The 18,244-nt window shown below is 66.5% G+C and carries 13 protein-coding genes; 8 read left to right on the top strand and 5 right to left on the bottom strand.

Annotation, left to right across the window (positions count from 1 at the left end; genetic code table 11):
• Positions 1-3 precede the first annotated feature (3 nt).
• The gene (locus tag Q5Q88_RS05530; RefSeq protein ID WP_118653957.1) at positions 4-663 is read right to left on the bottom strand and encodes an HAD family phosphatase; all 660 of its coding nucleotides are present in this window, start codon (positions 661-663) and stop codon (positions 4-6) included.
• Between the two features lie 284 nt (positions 664-947).
• Positions 948-3,905 (bottom strand): magnesium-translocating P-type ATPase, encoded by a 2,958-nt coding sequence (locus Q5Q88_RS05525; RefSeq protein WP_302742216.1) that lies wholly within the window; start codon positions 3,903-3,905, stop codon positions 948-950.
• 630 nt (positions 3,906-4,535) lie between these two features.
• Here Q5Q88_RS05525 and Q5Q88_RS05520 point away from each other — a divergent pair.
• The 3 genes from Q5Q88_RS05520 (at position 4,536) to Q5Q88_RS05510 (ending at position 6,220) form a co-directional block, all read left to right on the top strand.
• Positions 4,536-5,201 (top strand): YoaK family protein, encoded by a 666-nt coding sequence (locus Q5Q88_RS05520; RefSeq protein WP_294123561.1) that lies wholly within the window; start codon positions 4,536-4,538, stop codon positions 5,199-5,201.
• Positions 5,202-5,209: 8 nt separating this feature from the next.
• On the top strand, positions 5,210-5,482 hold the full coding sequence (locus Q5Q88_RS05515; protein WP_302742214.1) for a helix-turn-helix transcriptional regulator: 273 nt from the start codon (positions 5,210-5,212) through the stop codon (positions 5,480-5,482).
• 144 nt (positions 5,483-5,626) lie between these two features.
• Positions 5,627-6,220 (top strand): RNA polymerase sigma factor, encoded by a 594-nt coding sequence (locus Q5Q88_RS05510; RefSeq protein WP_302742212.1) that lies wholly within the window; start codon positions 5,627-5,629, stop codon positions 6,218-6,220.
• Between the two features lie 20 nt (positions 6,221-6,240).
• Here Q5Q88_RS05510 and mnmA read toward each other — a convergent pair whose 3' ends face one another.
• Both mnmA and cysK read right to left on the bottom strand, forming a co-directional pair.
• On the bottom strand, positions 6,241-7,425 hold the full coding sequence (gene mnmA / locus Q5Q88_RS05505) for a tRNA 2-thiouridine(34) synthase MnmA (RefSeq protein WP_302742210.1): 1,185 nt from the start codon (positions 7,423-7,425) through the stop codon (positions 6,241-6,243).
• 48 nt (positions 7,426-7,473) lie between these two features.
• Complete coding sequence (cysK, locus tag Q5Q88_RS05500; RefSeq protein ID WP_302742208.1) at positions 7,474-8,412, bottom strand: cysteine synthase A; 939 nt, start codon at positions 8,410-8,412, stop codon at positions 7,474-7,476.
• A gap of 245 nt (positions 8,413-8,657) precedes the next feature.
• On the opposite strand from cysK, the gene Q5Q88_RS05495 reads away from it, so the two are divergent.
• Positions 8,658-9,080: an Rrf2 family transcriptional regulator gene (locus Q5Q88_RS05495; RefSeq protein ID WP_302742206.1), complete on the top strand. Its 423-nt coding sequence runs from the start codon at positions 8,658-8,660 to the stop codon at positions 9,078-9,080.
• Positions 9,081-9,093: 13 nt separating this feature from the next.
• Here the strand turns inward: Q5Q88_RS05495 and Q5Q88_RS05490 are convergent, their stop codons facing one another.
• Positions 9,094-9,459, bottom strand: coding sequence for a phage holin family protein (locus Q5Q88_RS05490; protein WP_118653949.1), 366 nt, complete (start codon positions 9,457-9,459; stop codon positions 9,094-9,096).
• Positions 9,460-9,619: 160 nt separating this feature from the next.
• Between Q5Q88_RS05490 and Q5Q88_RS05485 the strand changes: the two genes are divergently transcribed.
• From Q5Q88_RS05485 to Q5Q88_RS05470, 4 genes are all read left to right on the top strand, one after another.
• Positions 9,620-10,693 carry an FAD:protein FMN transferase gene (locus tag Q5Q88_RS05485; RefSeq protein ID WP_302742205.1) on the top strand — a complete coding sequence of 358 codons (1,074 nt, stop codon included), beginning with the start codon at positions 9,620-9,622 and terminating at the stop codon, positions 10,691-10,693.
• Between the two features lie 107 nt (positions 10,694-10,800).
• Positions 10,801-11,097: a YerC/YecD family TrpR-related protein gene (locus Q5Q88_RS05480; protein WP_118653947.1), complete on the top strand. Its 297-nt coding sequence runs from the start codon at positions 10,801-10,803 to the stop codon at positions 11,095-11,097.
• Between the two features lie 182 nt (positions 11,098-11,279).
• On the top strand, positions 11,280-14,282 hold the full coding sequence (locus Q5Q88_RS05475) for a PD-(D/E)XK nuclease family protein (RefSeq protein WP_302742204.1): 3,003 nt from the start codon (positions 11,280-11,282) through the stop codon (positions 14,280-14,282).
• Positions 14,283-14,285: 3 nt separating this feature from the next.
• Entirely contained in the window at positions 14,286-17,834 is a 3,549-nt protein-coding gene (locus tag Q5Q88_RS05470; RefSeq protein WP_302742203.1) for a UvrD-helicase domain-containing protein, read from the top strand.
• Positions 17,835-18,244: the final 410 nt, after the last annotated feature.

The following is an 18,244-nucleotide window of genomic DNA, read 5'->3' as shown; positions in this document are numbered from 1 at the left end:
AGGCTATCGTTGGGAAACGCACAGCCGATCGAGGGACGCGGGCAGTTCGAGCAGGGAGGGCAACACCTCGGCGCAAAGCGCGCAGATTTCGTCTGTGGGTTCGTTGTAATCGGGGACCATGACCACGCGCATGCCCGCTGCGGCTCCGGAGCGCACGCCGTTGAAGGAATCCTCGACGGCGATGCAGAGCGCGGGATCGATGCTCAGACACCCGGCGGCGGCGAAGTAGACGTCGGGTGCGGGCTTGTGGTGCTCGATGTCCTCATCAAAGACCGCAGCATCGAACAAGTCCATGAGGCCGAAGCGCCTCATGCTGGTGACGGCGCGCTCGCGCACGCTGGAGGTGGCGAGCGCCACGGCAAGCCCCCGCTCGCGCGCTGTCGTCACGGCTTCGGCGGCGCCGGGTTTGAGCGAGAGCTCATCCTCCCAGGTCGCATCGAAGATCTCATGGCGGCGGGTGAAGAGGCGCTCGGTGAACGCGTGATCGCCGAATTCATCGTCGATCATCCTCATGGCGTTGGGGATGCTGCAGCCCACGAAGGCGTGCAAGATGTCCTCGGGGATCGTGATGTCAAAATCCCGCGCCGCGCGCCGCCACGATGCCTGGCTCACGCGCTCGGTGTCGATGAGTGTGCCGTCCATGTCGAAAATGACTGCCTGCATGGGTTCCTTTCGAAGAGATGCCTGAGGCAGTATGGTATCAGCTCGTGGCACGGGCCGCGATTTGCAGCAAAACGGTGCGGTCACGAGGAAGGGGTGCGGGGGAAGTTGAGGTTTTTCGTACTCATATTCGGAAAAGCCAAGTACACCTCGAAAGGACGCAATGCTGAGCAGGCATTTTGCCCTGCAAAAAAACGATGTACTTCAAGGAATGAGAAAACGATACGAAAAACCTCAACATCCCTGCGGGGCATGTCGTTCCGGAGCACTTCCATAAGGGATTCCGTCTACAGCAACTCGCCGTGCGCGCGGACATACAGGGCTTTGGCGATGCTCGTGAGCAGCAGGTACCCGGCCATCATCGCCGCGAGCACGCCAAAGAACGCACCCGGTAGCGGAACCAGGCCGAGTGCCGAGTTCACGCCAGGGACGTAGGGCATTGCCGTGACGAAACCCACGCCCAGCATGGTGAGGAGGCTGAGCGAGGCCGCCGGCTTGCTCTGCACAAAGGGCAGCCGCTCGGTGCGCAGCAGGTGAATCACGAGGGTCTGCGTCCACATGGACTCGACGAACCAGCCGGTCTGGAACACCAAGGCGAACAGCGCGCGCTGGGCGGGGTCGGTGAGGGCGGCCCAGGGTGCGCCCACCACGAGCGGACACACGACCCAGAACATGGCCGCGAAGGTCAGGATGTCGAAGACCGAACTCACGGGGCCGAGTCCGAGCATGAAGCTCACGATGCCGCGCGCGTCCCAGGTGCGCGGGCGGGCGAGGAACGACTCGTCCACGTTGTCCCACGGCAGCGCGGCGCAGCTCACCGTGTAGGCCATGCCGAGCAGGAGCAGCTGCAGCGCGCTCATGGGCAAAAACGGTAGGAAGGCGGCGGCGACGAGCACGGAGAGGACGTTGCCGAAGTTGGAGCTCGCGGTGGTCTTGATGTACTTGATGGTATTGCCGTAGGTGCGGCGCCCCTCGACGATGCCATGGGCGAGCACGGTGAGGTCCTTCTTGAGCAAGATGATGTCGGCGCTCTCCTTGGCGACGTCGACGGCGGTGTCAACGGAGATGCCGCAGTCGCTCGCGCGCATGGCGGCGGCGTCGTTGATGCCGTCGCCCATGAAGCCGACGGTTTTTCCGCGGCGCTCGCGCAGCACACTCACGATGCGCGCCTTCTGCAACGGCGAGAGCTTGGCGAACAGCCCCGTGTGCTCGGCGCGCTCGGCGAGCTCCTCGTCGCTGAGCATGTCGATCTCGGCGCCGGTAAGCATGTTCCGGGCGTTGATGCCCACCTGCTCGCACACGGTCGCCGCCACGGCGGCGTTGTCCCCGGTGAGGACCTTGACGGTCACCCCCAGGCCGGAGAGCTCATCGACCGCCGCCTTGGCGCTGGCCTTGGGCGGGTCGAGGAACGCGAGGTAGCCGATGAGCGTCATGTCGCGCTCGTCGTCGGCGGTGAGGTCGCGCGCGGGCACGTCGTTTCGCTGGGCGACGCCCACCACGCGCATGCCGCGCTCGTTCAGGCCGCGCACGCGGTCGAGGATCCGCTCCGCCTGCTCGGGCGTGAGCGGGAGGACATCGGCGCCCACCTCGACCTCGCTGCAGACGTCGATCATCTCCTCGACGGCGCCCTTGGTGATGAGCTGGCGCTTGCCCGTCCCGTCGGCGACCACCACGCTCATGCGACGGCGGTCGAAGTCGAAGGGGATCTCGTCCACGAGTCGCCACTGCTCGCGCGCAGCGGCGATGGCATCGGCCTCGGGCGAGGTGCGTTGCGGGGCGGCGGGGGAGGCGCCCGCGCCGGCCTGACCGGGTGTCCCGGGCGAGGTGCGTCCGGCCCGCGCGTCCATGCTCCGACCGCCCGCCGCCAGCGCCTCGGCACGCTCGATGATGGCCTCGTCCATGAGGTTGCGCAGGCCCGTCTGGAACAGGCTGTTGAGGTAGGCGTGGCGCAGCACGCGGTCGCTGGGCGCGCCGAGCACGTCGAGATGGCGCTCGAGCACGATCTTGTCGCGCGTGAGGGTGCCGGTCTTGTCGCAGCACAGCACGTCCATCGCGCCGAGGTTCTGGATGGAGGAGATCTCCTTGACCACGACGTCCTTCGCGCGCATGGCCTCGGCGCCGCGCGCCAGGCACGTCGTCACGATGACGGGCAGCATCTGCGGGGTGATCCCCACGGCGACGGAGATTGAGAACAGCAGCGCGTCGAGCCAGTCACCTTTGGTGAGGCCGCAAAGCACGAAGACGATGGGGCACATGACGAGCATGAAGCCCACGAGAACGCGGGAGACCGAGGCCACGCCGGCATCGAAGCTCGTGGTGGTGGGCCGCGCGTCGAGGGCGCTCGCGATGCCGCCGAGGTAGGTGCGGGCACCGGTGGTCACCACCACGCCCGTGCCCGAGCCGCTCTGTACGGTCGTTCCGGCGAAGGCGAAGTTCGTGCAGTCGTCGATGACGAGCGCGCGGCCCGCCGGCTCGGCTATGGCCGCCGGCGTCTTCTCGACGGGGTCGGACTCTCCGGTGAGCGCTGCCTGGGTGAAGAAGAGGTCCTTGGCGGTGACGATCCTCAGGTCGGCGGGGATGATATCGCCCGCGGCGAGCTCGATGAGGTCACCCGGGACGACATCTGCCAGCGGGATTTCGGCAGCTCCGGTGTCCTCGCGCACGCAGCGGCAGGTGATGGAGACGAGGCCCTTGAGGGCGTTGGCCGCCGCCGCACCGCGCGTGTCCTGCCAAAACGAGATGCCACCGGAGATGAGCACCATCACTCCGATGATGATGGCGGTGGAGGGGTCCTCGTCACCGGGGGCGGCGAGGTAGACGTTGGTGTAGAGCGAGATCGCCGCCAAGGCGAGCAAGATGAGGGTGAACGGCGTGAGGAACGCGCGGGAGAGGCGCGCGGCGAGTGGGTCGTGGTGCTCGGGCGCGATGATGTTGGCGCCGTGCACGGAGCGGATGCGATGCGCCTGCTGCTCGGTGAGTCCCTGCGGGCCGCAACCGAGCAGGTCCATGACCTCGGAGGCCTCGAGCGCCCCGATGCGGGCGATCTCGGGGTCGAGTCCCTCGGTGCGGCGCGCGGCGACTGCCGAACTCACGCTGTGGCGGACATGCGCGCTCACGCTGCCGATGATGCGGTGGATGCCGCGGCGCATATGGGTCTTTGTGGGGCGGGCGATCCCGGAGACCGTGAGGGGGTTACGGCCGAGGTTCGCCTGCTCGTTTTGTACGGTGTGCTTCATCCAAGTCATGAGGCACCTCCTTGACGTCGTGCTCAGCGCTGCTGAGCCGGTTGTCCAATTACCGGGGAGGTGCGCCCATGCAGAACGGCGACGTGAGGCGCGCGCGATGTCGCGCTCGGGCCATGGGAAGTGCTTCGAAAGTTAACTCTCGAAGCATATATGAACCGGTTTTGGCGGTTTTAGGCACCGAGAGTTAACTCTCGCGGAATTCGCTGTTCGTCAGTCGTCTCCGATGCCCGTGACGCGGTCGGTGCCGCCATGGCGCAATCGGGGCTTCGCCGTCTGCGGGGCGCAGCTACTGGCAGGGTGGTCCATGACGCACCTCCTTCAATGTCACGGCCGTGGCCTTCTTTGAGAATCGTACGCTAGTGTAGACCGGCCTACATGGTTGTCAAGCGCGATTCTACTCTAATCCATAAATTAGGTAGGTTTGTAAAGGAAGGGTAAAGCTGCGGAGCTGATAACCTCAATTTGGGGCAGGCATGCAATCGAGGCCGAGGAATCAAGACCCTGAACCGAGGATAAGCTGATGGCTATCGGTTAAATCTTCGCGGTGCTATCGCGCGTCGTGCGCATGACATATGCTGTACAGGTGCCGGACATCATGACGTGGCCGGCGCGAGAAGAGGGGAGAGGTTCGTGCAGCGCGCGAAACAGGTTTCCGAGTCCATCGAGCTCGGCATCATCTTGGCTTTGGTCGGCGGTTTCATGGATGTGTACTCGTACATGGGGCGCGATGGCGTGTTCGCCAACGCGCAGACGGGCAACATCCTGCTCGTGGGCGTGCATCTCTCGGAAGGCGATTTCGCTGTTGCCATGCGCTATCTACTCCCGGTGCTGTGTTTCTCCGTTGGCATCATGCTGAGCGACCTCGTGCATGAGCGCTTCGCGAGTGCCATGCATTGGCGGCAGCTCACCGTGCTCGTCGAGGCGGTCATCCTGCTCGGCGTCGGCCTGCTCTCGTCTGAGTACAACATACTCGCCAACGGCCTCACGTCGCTCGCCTGCGGCATGCAGGTTGAGAGCTTCCGCAAGATCCACGGGCGCGGCATCGCCACCACCATGTGCATCGGCAATCTGCGCAGTGCCCTGCAGAACGTCGACGACTACATCATCACGCACCAGCGCGGCTTCCTCATGAACGGAGTCCTGTACTTTGGTGTCATCGCCGTGTTCGTGTGCGGCGCCGTGCTGGGCAATTGGTGCCTCGAGCGTTTCGGTCTGTCCGCCATCGGCATCTGCTCCCTGCTGCTGCTCGCGGCGTTCTTCTTAATGTTCACCGACCGCGAGGCGGCGGCGGAGTAGGCCCCGGCGTGCCCGAAGAACGGGTGGCGAAGCTTGTTGCAGAGAGAATAGAGCAGGCGAGAGGGGAGACGCGTCTCGCCGCGATGCGCAAGCGCCTGGGGCTGAGCCAGCGCGAGTTGGCGCATCGGTCGGGGGTGTCCTTGCGTTCCATCCAAATGTACGAGCAACGAAACAAGGACATCAACCGCGCCCAGGCATGTTCGGTGGCGGCGCTATCCCGCGTCCTACATTGCGCCATGGAGGATCTACTTGAGGTCGAGCTGGGGGAGTCAGCGATATAGGCGTCCAACGGTTGGCGGCAATTCCAGTTCTATTGCATGCCCACCGCGCTCCCCGTCACGAACGGCCGGGGATCCGGGATGTCGAATTATTTGCAACGAATAGAGCCCTGAACCGTATATAGAAGTAGACGGGGAGGTGATGAGATGGAGCTGGGAAGCGTTTTTGGTTTGGACGAGGCGCGCGGGGCAAACGCGGTGGTGCGGCGCGATGCGCGGCTGGTACGGGCGTTTGTGCGCACGGGGTCGCGCACCAAGGCGGACACGCTGGTGCGCGCATATTACGACGAGATGCTGCGGTTCGTGTTGAGGCAGATCACATCCACAGAGGACGCGCGCGACGTGACGCAGGAGATTTTCGTGGCGGCGTTGCGAGGACTGCCGGGATTCGACCCGCGGCGCGCCTCGTTTCGCACGTGGCTCTATCGCATCGCCTCGAACAAGGTGATCGATTGGCTGCGATCAAGCCGTTCGGCGTCCGCAACGGTGTCGCTGGACGAGCTCGATCGCGAGGTTTCCGATGGATGCGACGAGATGGGGGAACTGTCGGAGCTCGCTGCGAATTCCGCGCGAGCCGCCCGCATCGGCGAGCTCCTCTGCACCTATCCGGATGACGTGCAACGCATCGTACGGTTGCGCGTGTATGCAGAGCGTCCATTCGGCGAGATCGCGGAGGTCGCAACGGCATGGTGCTGCATTGCGTTCCGCCGTCAAATGCGTTGTGATCTCAAGACGAGGTGAGCGTCGGGGAGGCAGGTGGGCTACTTGACCGCACGCACCACGCTGCCGCCGCCCAAGACGACGTCGCCGGCATAGACCACGACGGCTTGGCCGGGGGCGATGCCGCGTTCTAGTTCGTCGAAGACGAGCTCGAACGTGGCATCGTCGCCGCTCGTCGCCCGGCATAGGCGCGCAGGCTGGGCGGGGTGGCGGTAGCGGATCTTGGCGCGAACGGGGAGACCCTCGGCCCCCGCCTCATCCAGCAGTTCTTCCATGACGCGAGCAGGTGCGCTCCAGATCCAGTCGTCCGCGATGAGCCCGTGCGCCATGAGGTCCTCGACCTCGCCCAGGGTGACGGTATTCGCCACGGCGTCGATGCCCGTCACGTAGACGGGGTGCGCGCATGCCACGCCCAGGCCCTTGCGCTGGCCCACGGTGTAGCGGATGGCGCCATGGTGGCGCCCCAGCACCTCGCCGTCTGTGTTCACGATGTCGCCCTCAGGCAAAGACACGCCGTTGCGTTGCTCGATGTAGGTCGCGAAGTCGTTCTTGGGCACGAAGCAGATGCCCTGGCTGTCGCGTTTCCCGGCGTTCTCGAAGCCCTGCTCGCGAGCGATGCGGCGCACGTCGCGCTCCTTGAAGAGGCCCCCGAGCGGTAACAGCACCCGTGCGAGGCGCTCCTGCGTGAGCGAGTACAGCACGTAGCTCTGGTCCTTCGAGGGGTCGAGCGCACAGGAAAGCGCGCGCGCGGCCTCCGTCCCGTCGTGTCGATTGACGATGGCGGTGAGCAGGTCCGCCTCGGTTGGGGGGATGTCGGCGTACGGGGCATGGTCGAGCGCGCCGATCTGCGCGTAATGCCCCGTGGCGATGTAATCGCAGCCGCGCTCGCGGGCATGTGCCAGAAGCGCGCCGAACTTCATATGTCGATTGCAGTCGATGCAGGGGTTGGGCGTCCGTCCCGCCTCGTAGGTGTGCACGAACTTCTCCACCACGCGCCGTTCGAAGGTCGCGCGCATGTCGATGACCTCGTGGGCAAAGCCCAGGCGGTGGGCGATGGCGGCGGCGTCATCGGCGTCCGAGCCGCTTCCGCACGCCCCCGGCGCGGCGTCGCCGTGCAGCAGCATGGTCGCGCCGAGGCAATCGTAGCCCTGCCTCTTGAGCAGGAAGGCGGTGACGCTCGAGTCGACGCCGCCGCTCATGGCGACGAGTACGCGCTTACGGGTCATGGGGCTCCTCGGTGTTCGGATGGTCGATATGGGTGCAGGCGCGGCTGCCTACTCGGCGAAGAGCGCCGTGGAGAGGTAGCGCTCGCCCGTGTCGGGCAGGAGGGCGACAATGGTCTTTCCCGCATTTTCGGGACGCTTCGCGAGCTCGAAGGCTGCCCATACGGCGGCGCCGGAGGAGATGCCCACCAGTACGCCCGCTTTGCGCGCGAGCGCACGGCCCGTTGCGAGGGCGTTCTCGTTCTCTACGGGAATGATCTCATCATAGACCGCGGTGTCGAGCACCTTTGGCACGAAGCCCGCGCCGATGCCCTGGATGGCGTGCGGGCCCGCCGCGCCGCCCGAGAGGACCGGCGAGCTCGCGGGCTCGACCACGACGACGTGGACGTTGGGGTTGCGGGACTTGAGGTAGCGACCCACGCCGGTGATGGTACCACCAGTGCCCACGCCTGCGACGAAGATGTCGACCGCCCCATCGGTGTCCTCCCAGATCTCGGGGCCGGTCGTGGCCTCATGGGCGGCGGGGTTGGACGGATTGGTGAACTGGCCGGCGATCCAGCTCTTCGGCGTGGCTTCCGCCAGCTCTTCGGCGCGTGCGATAGCGCCCTTCATGCCCGCGGCGCCCGGGGTGAGGACGAGCTCGGCACCGTAGGCGGCCAAGAGGGCACGGCGCTCGGCACTCATGGTCTCGGGCATGGCGATAATCAGGCGGTAGCCACGCGCGGCGGCCAGCGCGGCGAGGCCCACGCCGGTATTGCCGCTCGTGGGCTCGATGATGGTGTAGCCGTCGTGCGGTGCGATGAGGCCCGCCGCCTCGGCCTCGTTCAGCATGTTGAGCGCCACGCGGTCCTTGACGGAGCCGGCGGGATTCTGGCGCTCGAGCTTGACGAGGACGCGCGCGTTGACGTTGGCCTCGCGCTCGAGTTGTGTCAGCTCCAGCAAGGGGGTATGTCCGATCAGCTGGTCGATGGATGCGTAGACGGCACTCATGGCGATCTCCTAACGTGAGGCCCCGCCCTCTGAGGGGGTGAGGTGCTTGGCTGTATGATACACGCGGACCATGGTACGCACGCCTTCAATTACATACCAATCATATAGGGAATAGGTAATCAATCTGAAACATGACGTTCATTTCCGCAGGAGTCGGCTGAAAAAACCATCGTTGCCTATAAAGGAAGGGGGGTTGTCTGTTATCCTTCGGCATATCGGACCACTGCGAAGGGAGCACGGACATCATGTTGGTCTCCACAAAGGGACGCTATGCCCTGCGCGTCATCGTCGATCTTGCAGAGCACGCTTCGGAGGGCCGTATTCCGCTCAGGCAGATTGCCGACCGCCAGGGAATCTCGGAGAAGTACCTCGAGAACATCTTGTCGACGTTGGTACGTCACGGTATTTTGTCGGGGCTGCGCGGCAAAGGCGGCGGTTACTGTCTCACGCGTGAGCCCGATCAGTTCACGGTGGGGGAGGTCCTGCGTCTGACCGAGGGCTCGCTTTCTCCCGTGTCGTGTCTGAGCGAAGAGCACAACATCTGCGAGCGCGCGGCTACCTGCCGCACGATTCATGTGTGGAGGGAACTCGATCATCTCATCGAGGACTATCTGGAGGGCGTGACCATAGCCGATCTGATGTGCGCTCATCCGGAGGCGGAAGAATAGCCAGCCGCTTGCCTTAATCCTCGGTCACCACGCCGAGAATCGTGCACATGATGCTCACGATAATGCTGCCTATGAGCGCAGATCCGAATCCGGCAATGGAGATCCCCGAACCGAGCAGATTCACCGAGAGCCAGCTTGCGAGTTCGAGCATGAAGCTGTTTACCACCAGCTGGAAGAGCCCCACGGTAAGACACGTGAGCGGCAGCGAGATGACGGTGATGAGAGGCTTGACCAACGAGTTGACCAAGCCGAGAAACAGCCCGACGAACGCGAAGCTGAGCCAGGGATCCGCCGCTCCGAACGGAGCGATGCCGGGGACGAGGAACGTGGCGATGGCGATGGCGATGGACGTCAAGAGCCAGTTGAGGAAAAAGCGCATGAGAGGCCTCTCGGTCTGCGTGCGACTCGGATATGCGATGAAGGATCCGAGGACGTGGCGTGCACGCTAAGATAATGGTACGCGGCCGTGGCATTGTCATGGCCGTTCTCGGATATTCTACCCAAAGCCCCGTCATTCCGACGGACGTGTGAGGAACGCCATGCAACAGTACGCCTATGCGCAGATTGAGACGGCGGAGCCTTATCCCGGCGAGGATGGCTCGCGCGTCATCTCATTTTTCGTCTTCAACACCGATGTGCACTTCCACGTGTATTGCGGGGACGGTCGCGAGAGGACGGAAGACGAAGGTGCCGGGCGTACCGTCGAGGCACTCGATGACGCCTTGCGGGCATGTCGGGATCGGTGCCTCTTCTTTGAGCGCCATCTATCGCGGACCCGATCGGATTCGGATATCTCCCGCGCCCATGCCGCCTCCCCCCATCCGATCGATGTCGCGCCCGAGACGGCCGAGCTTGTGCGCTTGGCTTGCGGGTACTGCGCGCGAAGCCGGGGTTGCTTTGACATCACCATGGGGACGGTGACGCGCCTGTGGGATTTTCACGAGGGAGTTGTTCCGAGCGCCCTGGAGCTTGCCCGTGCGTTGCCACATGTGGACATCGACGCGATACGCGTGAGCGCGCCCGACGAGGCGCCCTGGCTTGCCATCGAGGACCCTGCATGCTCTCTCGACGTAGGCGGGGTCGCCAAGGGCTACATTGCCGACGATCTTGCTCAGCTGCTCGTGGCCCACGGCGTCGAGCGCTTTGCGATCAACTTGGGCGGTAACGTGGTTATGCGCGGCGGACGTCCTGCCGATGAGGCGTCGCGCCCTCCCGTGCATGCCGGTGACCCTTGGAAGATCGGCATCGTGAATCCGCGCGACCCCGCCCACTATCGCGCGATCGTGGACGTGGCGAATGGGTCGGTCGTGACGAGCGGCCTGCACGAGCGCCGCTTTTCGAAAGGCGGACGGACGTATCACCACATACTGAGTCCCGTTGACGGCATGCCCGCGCACACGGACGTCACGAGCGCGACGATCATCGCCGACCGTTCGCTTGACTGCGATGGCTATTCGACGACGGTGCTCATGCTCGGCATGGATGAGGGGCTCGCCTTTGCCGAGAGCATCGATGGCGTCGAGGCGGTGCTCATAAGTGATGCGGATGAGGTGCGCTGGACATCCGGAATTGCCGAGCGTCTCTCACTCGTCCCCACGCTACCAAGCTGGTGACGCGTGCCGCTCGCGGATGACATCGGTGCTTTAGCACGCTAGTGTGCTAAACTTCGCCTTGGCAGTAGGGTTACTGCCAAGTACATTGATGATGCCTGGTGGTGACCATGAATATAGAAAAGATGTTCGAGCGACCCGATGTCGATCAGCTCGTCGAGGCGTTCCGTCTCGTCGAGGGCCCCGATGAGATTCGCGCATTCCTCACCGACCTGTGCACGCCGCGCGAGATCTGCGACTTCGCGCAGCGCTTGCAGGTCGCCCGTTATCTCGACGAGGGAGAGCCCTATGTTGAGGTGCAGGCGCGCACGGGAGCCTCGTCGACCACGGTGAGCCGCGTTTCCAAGGCGCTCAACGGCGAGTACGGCGGCTATCGCGGTATCCTCGTCAAGCTCGGCGATAATTAGCGCGTGCCGACAACTGCCAAAGCCCGCCCCTCGCAGTCACGAGATTGCGGGGGGCGGTTTCTTTTGCGCGGCGGACGGGGACCAACCGCCGCATCGATCGCATGGGGTTTGCCCGCGCCACACGAACGTGTCCGCGCGCGCGTGTAGGATGGAATGATGAGACTTCTATCGAGGATGGGGACATGGGACTGAAGGTCTACACGACGCAATCCGCGTCGGCGCTCACGGGCGCCGAGGTATCGCTGCTCGCAGGAGCGGCGCGCGAGCACGGCCGCGCCACGCTGCTGGTGCCCACGTTCGCCGAGCGGGACCTGTGTCGCCGCGCCCTGGCCGACGCGCATGTCGGCACGGGCGTCGACGTGGCGACGCCCACGACGTGGATCGAGGGGATGTGGGAGCTGTTCGGCGACGGGCGCCGCATCGTGGCTCCGCTCGAGCGCCACATGCTCGTCGCCGCGCTCATGGCCGGCCGCAGCGCCGCCTTTATCGCGCCCCTGCGGGGCAATCCGGGCACGGTGCGGCTCGTTTGCCAGATTGCCGAGGCGCTGCTGCCTGAGATTGCCGCCCCCGCGGCGTCGGGAAAGGAACTGCCCGAGGCCGACAATGACGCCGAGCGCGTCGTGTTCTCATTGGTGCGCGATTACGCCGGCATGCTCGAGGCGCGCGGGCTCGTCGAGGCGTCGGAGGCCGCCCGCCTCTTGGCGCGGCTCGTCGACTCCGAGGCGCCCGCGTGCGCGTGTTTCGTCGCCGTGCGCGACGTCTCCCGCCTGCCCGGACATGTGATGCGCCTGTTGATGGCCGTCGCCGGCGTGGGCGAGGCAGCTGTGCTGCTCAACCCCGACCAGCGATCCCTCGCCGCGGGACTGCCCACCCCCGTCGAGGTGGTCGGGCTCGATGCGCTCGCATCTGCCCCGCGCTTCCAGGGCGACCCCGAGTTCCTCGAGGTCGCGGGCCCGCATGCTCGCGGAGCCGCCTACGCGCGCGCCATCAGCGGGCTCGTGGCGGACGGCCGTGATGTGGTGGTTGCCTCCGCTCGACCGTCAGACGTGTTCGATGAGGTCTCGCCCCGTTTGGCGGCTCGTGGGATCTGCTCGGAGTGCGCTCTCGTGGCACGGTTTGGTGACACCGAGGTCGGCCGTCGCTTCGCCTCCCTGTCCGACGTGGTCGCCCGCATGAAGGAGGCGGGGGAGGACCCCGAACGCGCTGCGACGTGGTGGCCCGCGCCGGAACTCACCGATTGGCTCTATTCGCCGCTCTCCGGCATGGACTCCAATTCCGCGCGGAAGTTCGATAAGAAGATCCGCTCCAATCGCTCCCTGACGCCCGAGGCGGTTCTGCGCACCCTGCAGAGCTACCAGAGCCAGACCGCGACCATGCGCCAGCGCTCCGAGCATTCCGGGCCCTATGCCCAGGTCCCCGCCGTCTGCGCGAGCGTCGTCTCGTATCTGTGGCAGGAGCGCCCCGTTTCGGCGCTCAAGGCCATGTGCGCCGTCGCCGCGGCGCTTCCCCCGAGCGCCTTCGGTTGGAGGGATGGGTCGGTCCGCGCCGGCGTCGAGGCTACCATGGCCGCCAAGGCCATCGAGGCCCTGGCGGATACCGCCCGTGAGATGGACGTCCCCCAGTCCGTGGCCGTGACGGTCTTGGACGGCCTAACCGTATCCGCCCGTCGTCGCGCCGAGTCGAGCGGCTTCGCTCATGCGGGCCCCGATGGGGGCGCGACGGCGCCCTGCGTGCGGTTCATGACGCTCGCCGATGCCGCCCTGCTGCCCACGGGCTCCGTGGACGCCGTCTTCATCGCCGATGTCGACGTCGACAATTTCTCGCTCGCGCACGAGGAAGGGGCCCTCGAGGCCCTTTCCGCCAAGCTCGGCGTCGCTCCCGTCGAGCTCGAGCCGGCTGCCCGCCTGCGCGACCTGTTCGACCGGGCGTTGGCCGCGGCGCGCTTTCGCGCAATCCTCGCCCGCGTCACGCATGACCGCCAGGCGAAGGACCGTTACCCCGCCGCGATGTGGACGGAGCTGGCGGCGGCCGTTCGCGCGTCGGGGCGCGTCGCGGATGTCGTCTCGGCGGGCGAGGGCGATATCGTGGGGGATCTCGACATCGCCGCCGGCGCCGGCCTGGCTTGCGAGCGGGTGGCGTGCCTGCCCCCGCAGGAGCTGGGGAAGGACGCCCTCCGTCATCTGGTACTGTACCAACGCGACCCCGCCGACCCGTCCCGTCTCGTGCCGCGCCAGCTGTCCGCCTCGCAGATCGAGAGCTATGCGACCTGTCCGCTGTGCTGGTTCATCTCATCGCGCGTCCGCCCCCAGTCGCTTGATGCGGGGTTCGGCAATATGGAGAAGGGCAATTTCGTTCACGACGTCATGCATCGCCTGCACGCCGAGCTCATCGAGGAAGGGATCCCGCGCGTCACGCCCGAGAATCTCGCGGGGTGCCTGGAGAGGCTGCGGAGCGTGTTCGATCGCGTCCGAGCCGAGCATGCGCGCAACAAGACCTCGAGCTCCGGCGCGCTCGTCGCGCACTCGGCCCTCGAGCGCGCGCAGGTGGATGAGATCCTTCCGCAGCTCGAGGCGGTGGTCCGGTACGAGGCCGAGGCGCTCGCGCCCTTTGCGCCGGAATACCTCGAGTACTCTTTCAACGGCCTCGGGGTCGAGTACGCCGGGCGCCCGCTCGGCGGGCGCATCGACCGCGTGGACGTCGATGCCGAGGGACGCGCGATGGTCATCGACTACAAGCACCGCGCCGACGTCAACGCCTTCAAGCTCTCCGACCCCACGGTGGCGAAGCGCGACGGCACCGTCCCGGCGGATGACCCCGACTGGCTGCCCGAGCATACGCAGTCGCTCATCTACGCGCAGGCGTTGCGTCACTCCGAGCTCGCCCTCGACGCCCGCGGAGCCCTCTATTTCTCGACCAAGGGCGGCGCCCCCGCCATGCGTGGCGCCGTTTCCGAGGAATTCGCCGAGGTCGAGCGTGGCGACGGCCGCGTGCCCGGCCTGCGGACGGGCTTCCCCGACACCGAACGCGGCGGTTCCATGAGCTTTGACGAGCTGCTCGACCGCGTCGAGCGGACCATCGCGCGCAAGCTCGACTCCCTCGAGGCGGGAGACGTGGCGGCGGCGGAGAAGCCAGGCGCGCGGTGCGCGTTCAATCACGACCTTGGATTCGAGCGGAGGGACGCTTAAACGATGGATCTTTCCACCCTCATGCCGCAGCAACGCGACATCGTGACCACCCTCGACCGCCCGCTGTTCGTTTCGGCGGGCGCGGGCTCGGGCAAGACCTTCACCCTCACGCGCAGGATCTTGTGGGCGCTCTCGCCCGAGTCCGGCCCCTTCATCCGGAGCCTCGACCAGGTGCTCGCCATCACGTTCACCAAGGATGCGGCGGCCGAGATCCGCGAGCGCGTCCGTGGCGCCCTTATCGAGGAGGGGATGGCCGACGTCGCCCTGCAGGTCGACGACGCCTGGATCTCGACCATTCACGGCATGTGCTCACGCATTCTGCGCGCCCATGCGCTCGAACTCGGCCTCGACCCCGAGTTCACGGTGCTGGATGAATCCGTCTCCGGCCCACTCATGGATCGGGCGGTCGATGCCGTGATCGGCCGTGAGCGGGACGGTTTGGGCGCGCTGAGGGAGTGGTTCCCGCTCACCGGCGAGCTCGACCCTTCCGGTTTCGAGGCGGGCACGAGTGCCAGGCGCCTGGTGCGCGTGCTGCTCGAGCGCGCGAGCGCCTCGCGCCACGGCTTCGACGACATCGATTTCGTCCGCGGCACGGCGGACTTCTCCGGCCTCATGGACGCCTATCGCCAGTGCCTCGGCGCGAGTGCCAAGGCGGCAGAGACCGCGCGCATCGCGCTGGACGCCCTCGAGGCGTACGAGAGCGGCCCCCAGACGCGCGGCGACCTCGCTTCCTGCATGCTCGCCTGCGGCATGCCCCGTCCGAGCAAGGCCTTTCCCAAGGAGCAGGTGGCCCTGCTCAAGGCGGAGGCGGCCGACGCCTTCGTCAACGCCTATCTGGCCCTCGGCGGCCCCGCACTCGATGAATTGCTCGCGCTCGCCCGCGCCGTCGGCGACGAGTACGCCGCCCTCAAGGCGGAGCGCTCGGCGCTCGACAACAACGACCTCCTCCGTCTCACCTATGAGGCGCTGCGCGACCATGCCGGCATCCGCGAGGCGTACGCCGGCAAGTTCGCCATGGTCATGATCGATGAATTCCAGGACACCGACCAGCAGCAGGTCGACCTCATCAACTTCCTGACGGGCGAGGGCGGTCGCGCCCTGTGCACCGTCGGCGATGCCCAACAGTCCATCTATCGATTCCGCGGCGCCGAAGTCGAGGTCTTCCGTCGCGCGCAGCGCCGTATCGAGGATGAGGCGGACGCGGGATCCGTAGGATCCGTGGTCGAGCTCGTCAAGAACTTCCGAAGCCACGCCGAGGTGCTCGAGTACGTCGCCCGCATCTTCGACGGCGGGAAGGGCGGCATCATGCCGGGCTTCCTCGATTTGCTCCCGCACGACGGGCGCGTCGACGGTCTGGTCGCACCGGCGGCTTCGCGCCGTCAGGCGCTGCTCGTCGCCGGCGGCACCACCGAGGAACGCACGGCGGCGAAGGCCGAGGCCATCGCCCGCCGGTTCCGCTCGCTCGCCGATGCCGGTCAGCCCGTGGGGGGCATGGTGCTGCTGCTGGGCGGCATGCCCCGCGCCGGCGTGTACGCGGACGCGATCCGCGCGCAGGGTCTCGACTGCGTGATCAGCGGCGGATCGGTGTTCGCCTCCACGGAGGAGGCCAAGACCGTCCGCGCGCTCGTGCACATGCTCGGCAACCTGGCCGATACCGCGCAAGGCCTCGCCCCCGTGCTCGCCTCGCCGCTGTTCGCCCTGGGCGTCCAGGAATTCCTTGCCCTGGCCACGGCATGGGATGCGCAGACCGGCGAGACCCGCCGTCGCAATATCGAGCTCGGCATTCTCGTCGATGACGACGCACCGGGCTTCGGGGAGCTTCCACTGCTCGCCCGTGCCCGAAGCGTCCTGCGCCGGGCTCTCTCGCGCCTGGGGAAGGACCCGCTTACTTCGATCGTGCGCGATGTGGTCAACGAGTCCGGTTGGATGGTCCGTCTCGCCGAGCGGGGGGCGGAGGGCCGCGCGCAGGCTGCGAATGTCCTGAAGGCCATCGACGCCGTGGCGGAGGCCGAGGCCGAGTTGGGCAACGCGCCGCGCCAGGTGGCGCTCGCCTTCGACCGTTTCCTGGCGGGCAAGCAGGCACCCGGCGCCCTCAACGAGGAGGGGGGCAACGCGGTGCGCATCATGACGGTGCACGCCTCCAAGGGCCTCGAGTTCCCCGTAGTCGCGGTGTCGGAGTGCTTCGGCATCCGATCCAACTCCGATCGCATGCAGTCCGCCCGCCGCGATGACGGCACGATTGGCCTCGTCGCCCTGCCCGGCCGTTTTCCGAGTTGCCGTGATTCGTCCGGCTCCTTCGTCGACGGCGCCGAGGTGGAGAAGCAGTTCAAGAAGTATCTGAGCGGATCGGGCGCCACGGGGCCCTGGCTCGATGCGAGCTTGGTCGACGATGTGTGCGCGACTGGATCGGCCGCCGAGGCATGGCTGTCCATGCGCAACGAGGAGGACCGCCTCGCACTCGAGGAGCGGGCCCGTCTGCTGTACGTCGCGATGACGCGCGCCCGCGAGGTCTGCCTGCTCGCGATGGATGTGCCCGTTGGCCGCGGCAAGGACGCGGCTCTCGCCCTCAGGCCCGAGTTGGATCTCACGCAAGCCGTGCTCGAGCGCATCCTGCCCGATGAGGGCGCCTCGCTCGCGTGCGACCGCCTCGTGTTCGACAACGCCCAAGCGGGCGATTTCGAGCTGATCGCCCTCAGGGACTTCTCGTATGGCGGCGCCGCATACGAGGCGAATGCCGAGCCGGCCGATGCGGAGGCCTCGGTTGCGGACGCCCCGGCACCCGAACCGACGGATTCCTTCACGCTCGTCGAGCCGGCGAGTGTGTACATGCGCGTCGTGCCCGCCGAGCGCGCCCCACGTGATTCGTACAGTTATTCATCGATCTCCGCCGAGTTGCACGAGGAGGGGGAGGACCGTGCGGCCGCCGCCGGGGCTCCCGAGGGCGATGACATCGATGAGGCGGTCGCGCCGAGCGAGGTCGACGCCCTGCGCGATGAGCGCGAAGAGAGGGCCGCTCTGTCGCGTGCCGGAGACCCGACCGCCCTGGGTAGCGCCTTCCATGCCGCATGTCAGTGGTTGATCGAACTTGATCGCGTCGATTTGCCCGCCGAGCGCGCTGACGCCCTGTGCCGCTACTGGGGCTGCACGCCCGCCCAGCGCGAGCGCTTCGATGCCGCGGTCGCGCGCTGGCTTTCGAGCGATGTGCGCGCCGAGGCACTTGCCTGGCCGTGCCGCCGTGCCGAGGTGCCGTTTTACACGCTGGGCATGGACGGGCTCGTGGGGCGCTTTGGGCCTTATGCCGAGGGCGCCATCGACTTGCTGTGCACCGACCCCGCTCGCCCCGGTCATGCCCTGCTGATCGACTACAAGACCGGTGGGAGCCCGGACGAGACGCCCGGGCGGCTGCATGAGAAACACCGCCTGCAGGCCGAGGTGTACGCCGACGTCCTGCACAAGGCCGGCTTCGAGCGCGTGACGCTCAAGTTCGTGCGCGTCGAGGTACCCGACCCCGTCGACCCCGCGCAGCCCCAGGTCGTCACGTACGAGCTGTGATGTTTCCGATGAAACCCGCAAAATCGAGGTCGGGGGCGATCACTATGGCCGCTTGCCCCCGCGGTCAACTCGCTTGTTCGATGAGGTCTCTGTTCGGATCGCCTTGTGGCGGCAAACGGTAGCACAACTCGACAAAACTTCCGGAAAGGGCGTGCGGCAGAAATCTTGGAGACCGGGCGGAGAGGAGAAGCCTTGTATTCCAGGGAGCAGAGGGAGGCGGCGCTCGAGGCCTACGACAGGCTGGGCGACGTCCGCGCGGCCGTCAGGGAGCTCGGCTACCCGAGCGACACCGCGCTCGCCGGGTGGGTCCGGCGGCGGGGCGAGGCCCCGCGCCCGCGCAAGCCCGCGGTACGATTGTGATGTGGCAACACCTTCTTGAACAAATCTACGAGAGGATCAGGCCCGCCTCC

It is taken from the genome of uncultured Collinsella sp. (genome assembly GCF_959026545.1).
In the GTDB taxonomy this organism is placed as follows: domain Bacteria; phylum Actinomycetota; class Coriobacteriia; order Coriobacteriales; family Coriobacteriaceae; genus Collinsella.
Note: the sequence above shows the minus strand (reverse complement) of the source record. Positions and strands in the feature narration are given on the sequence as shown.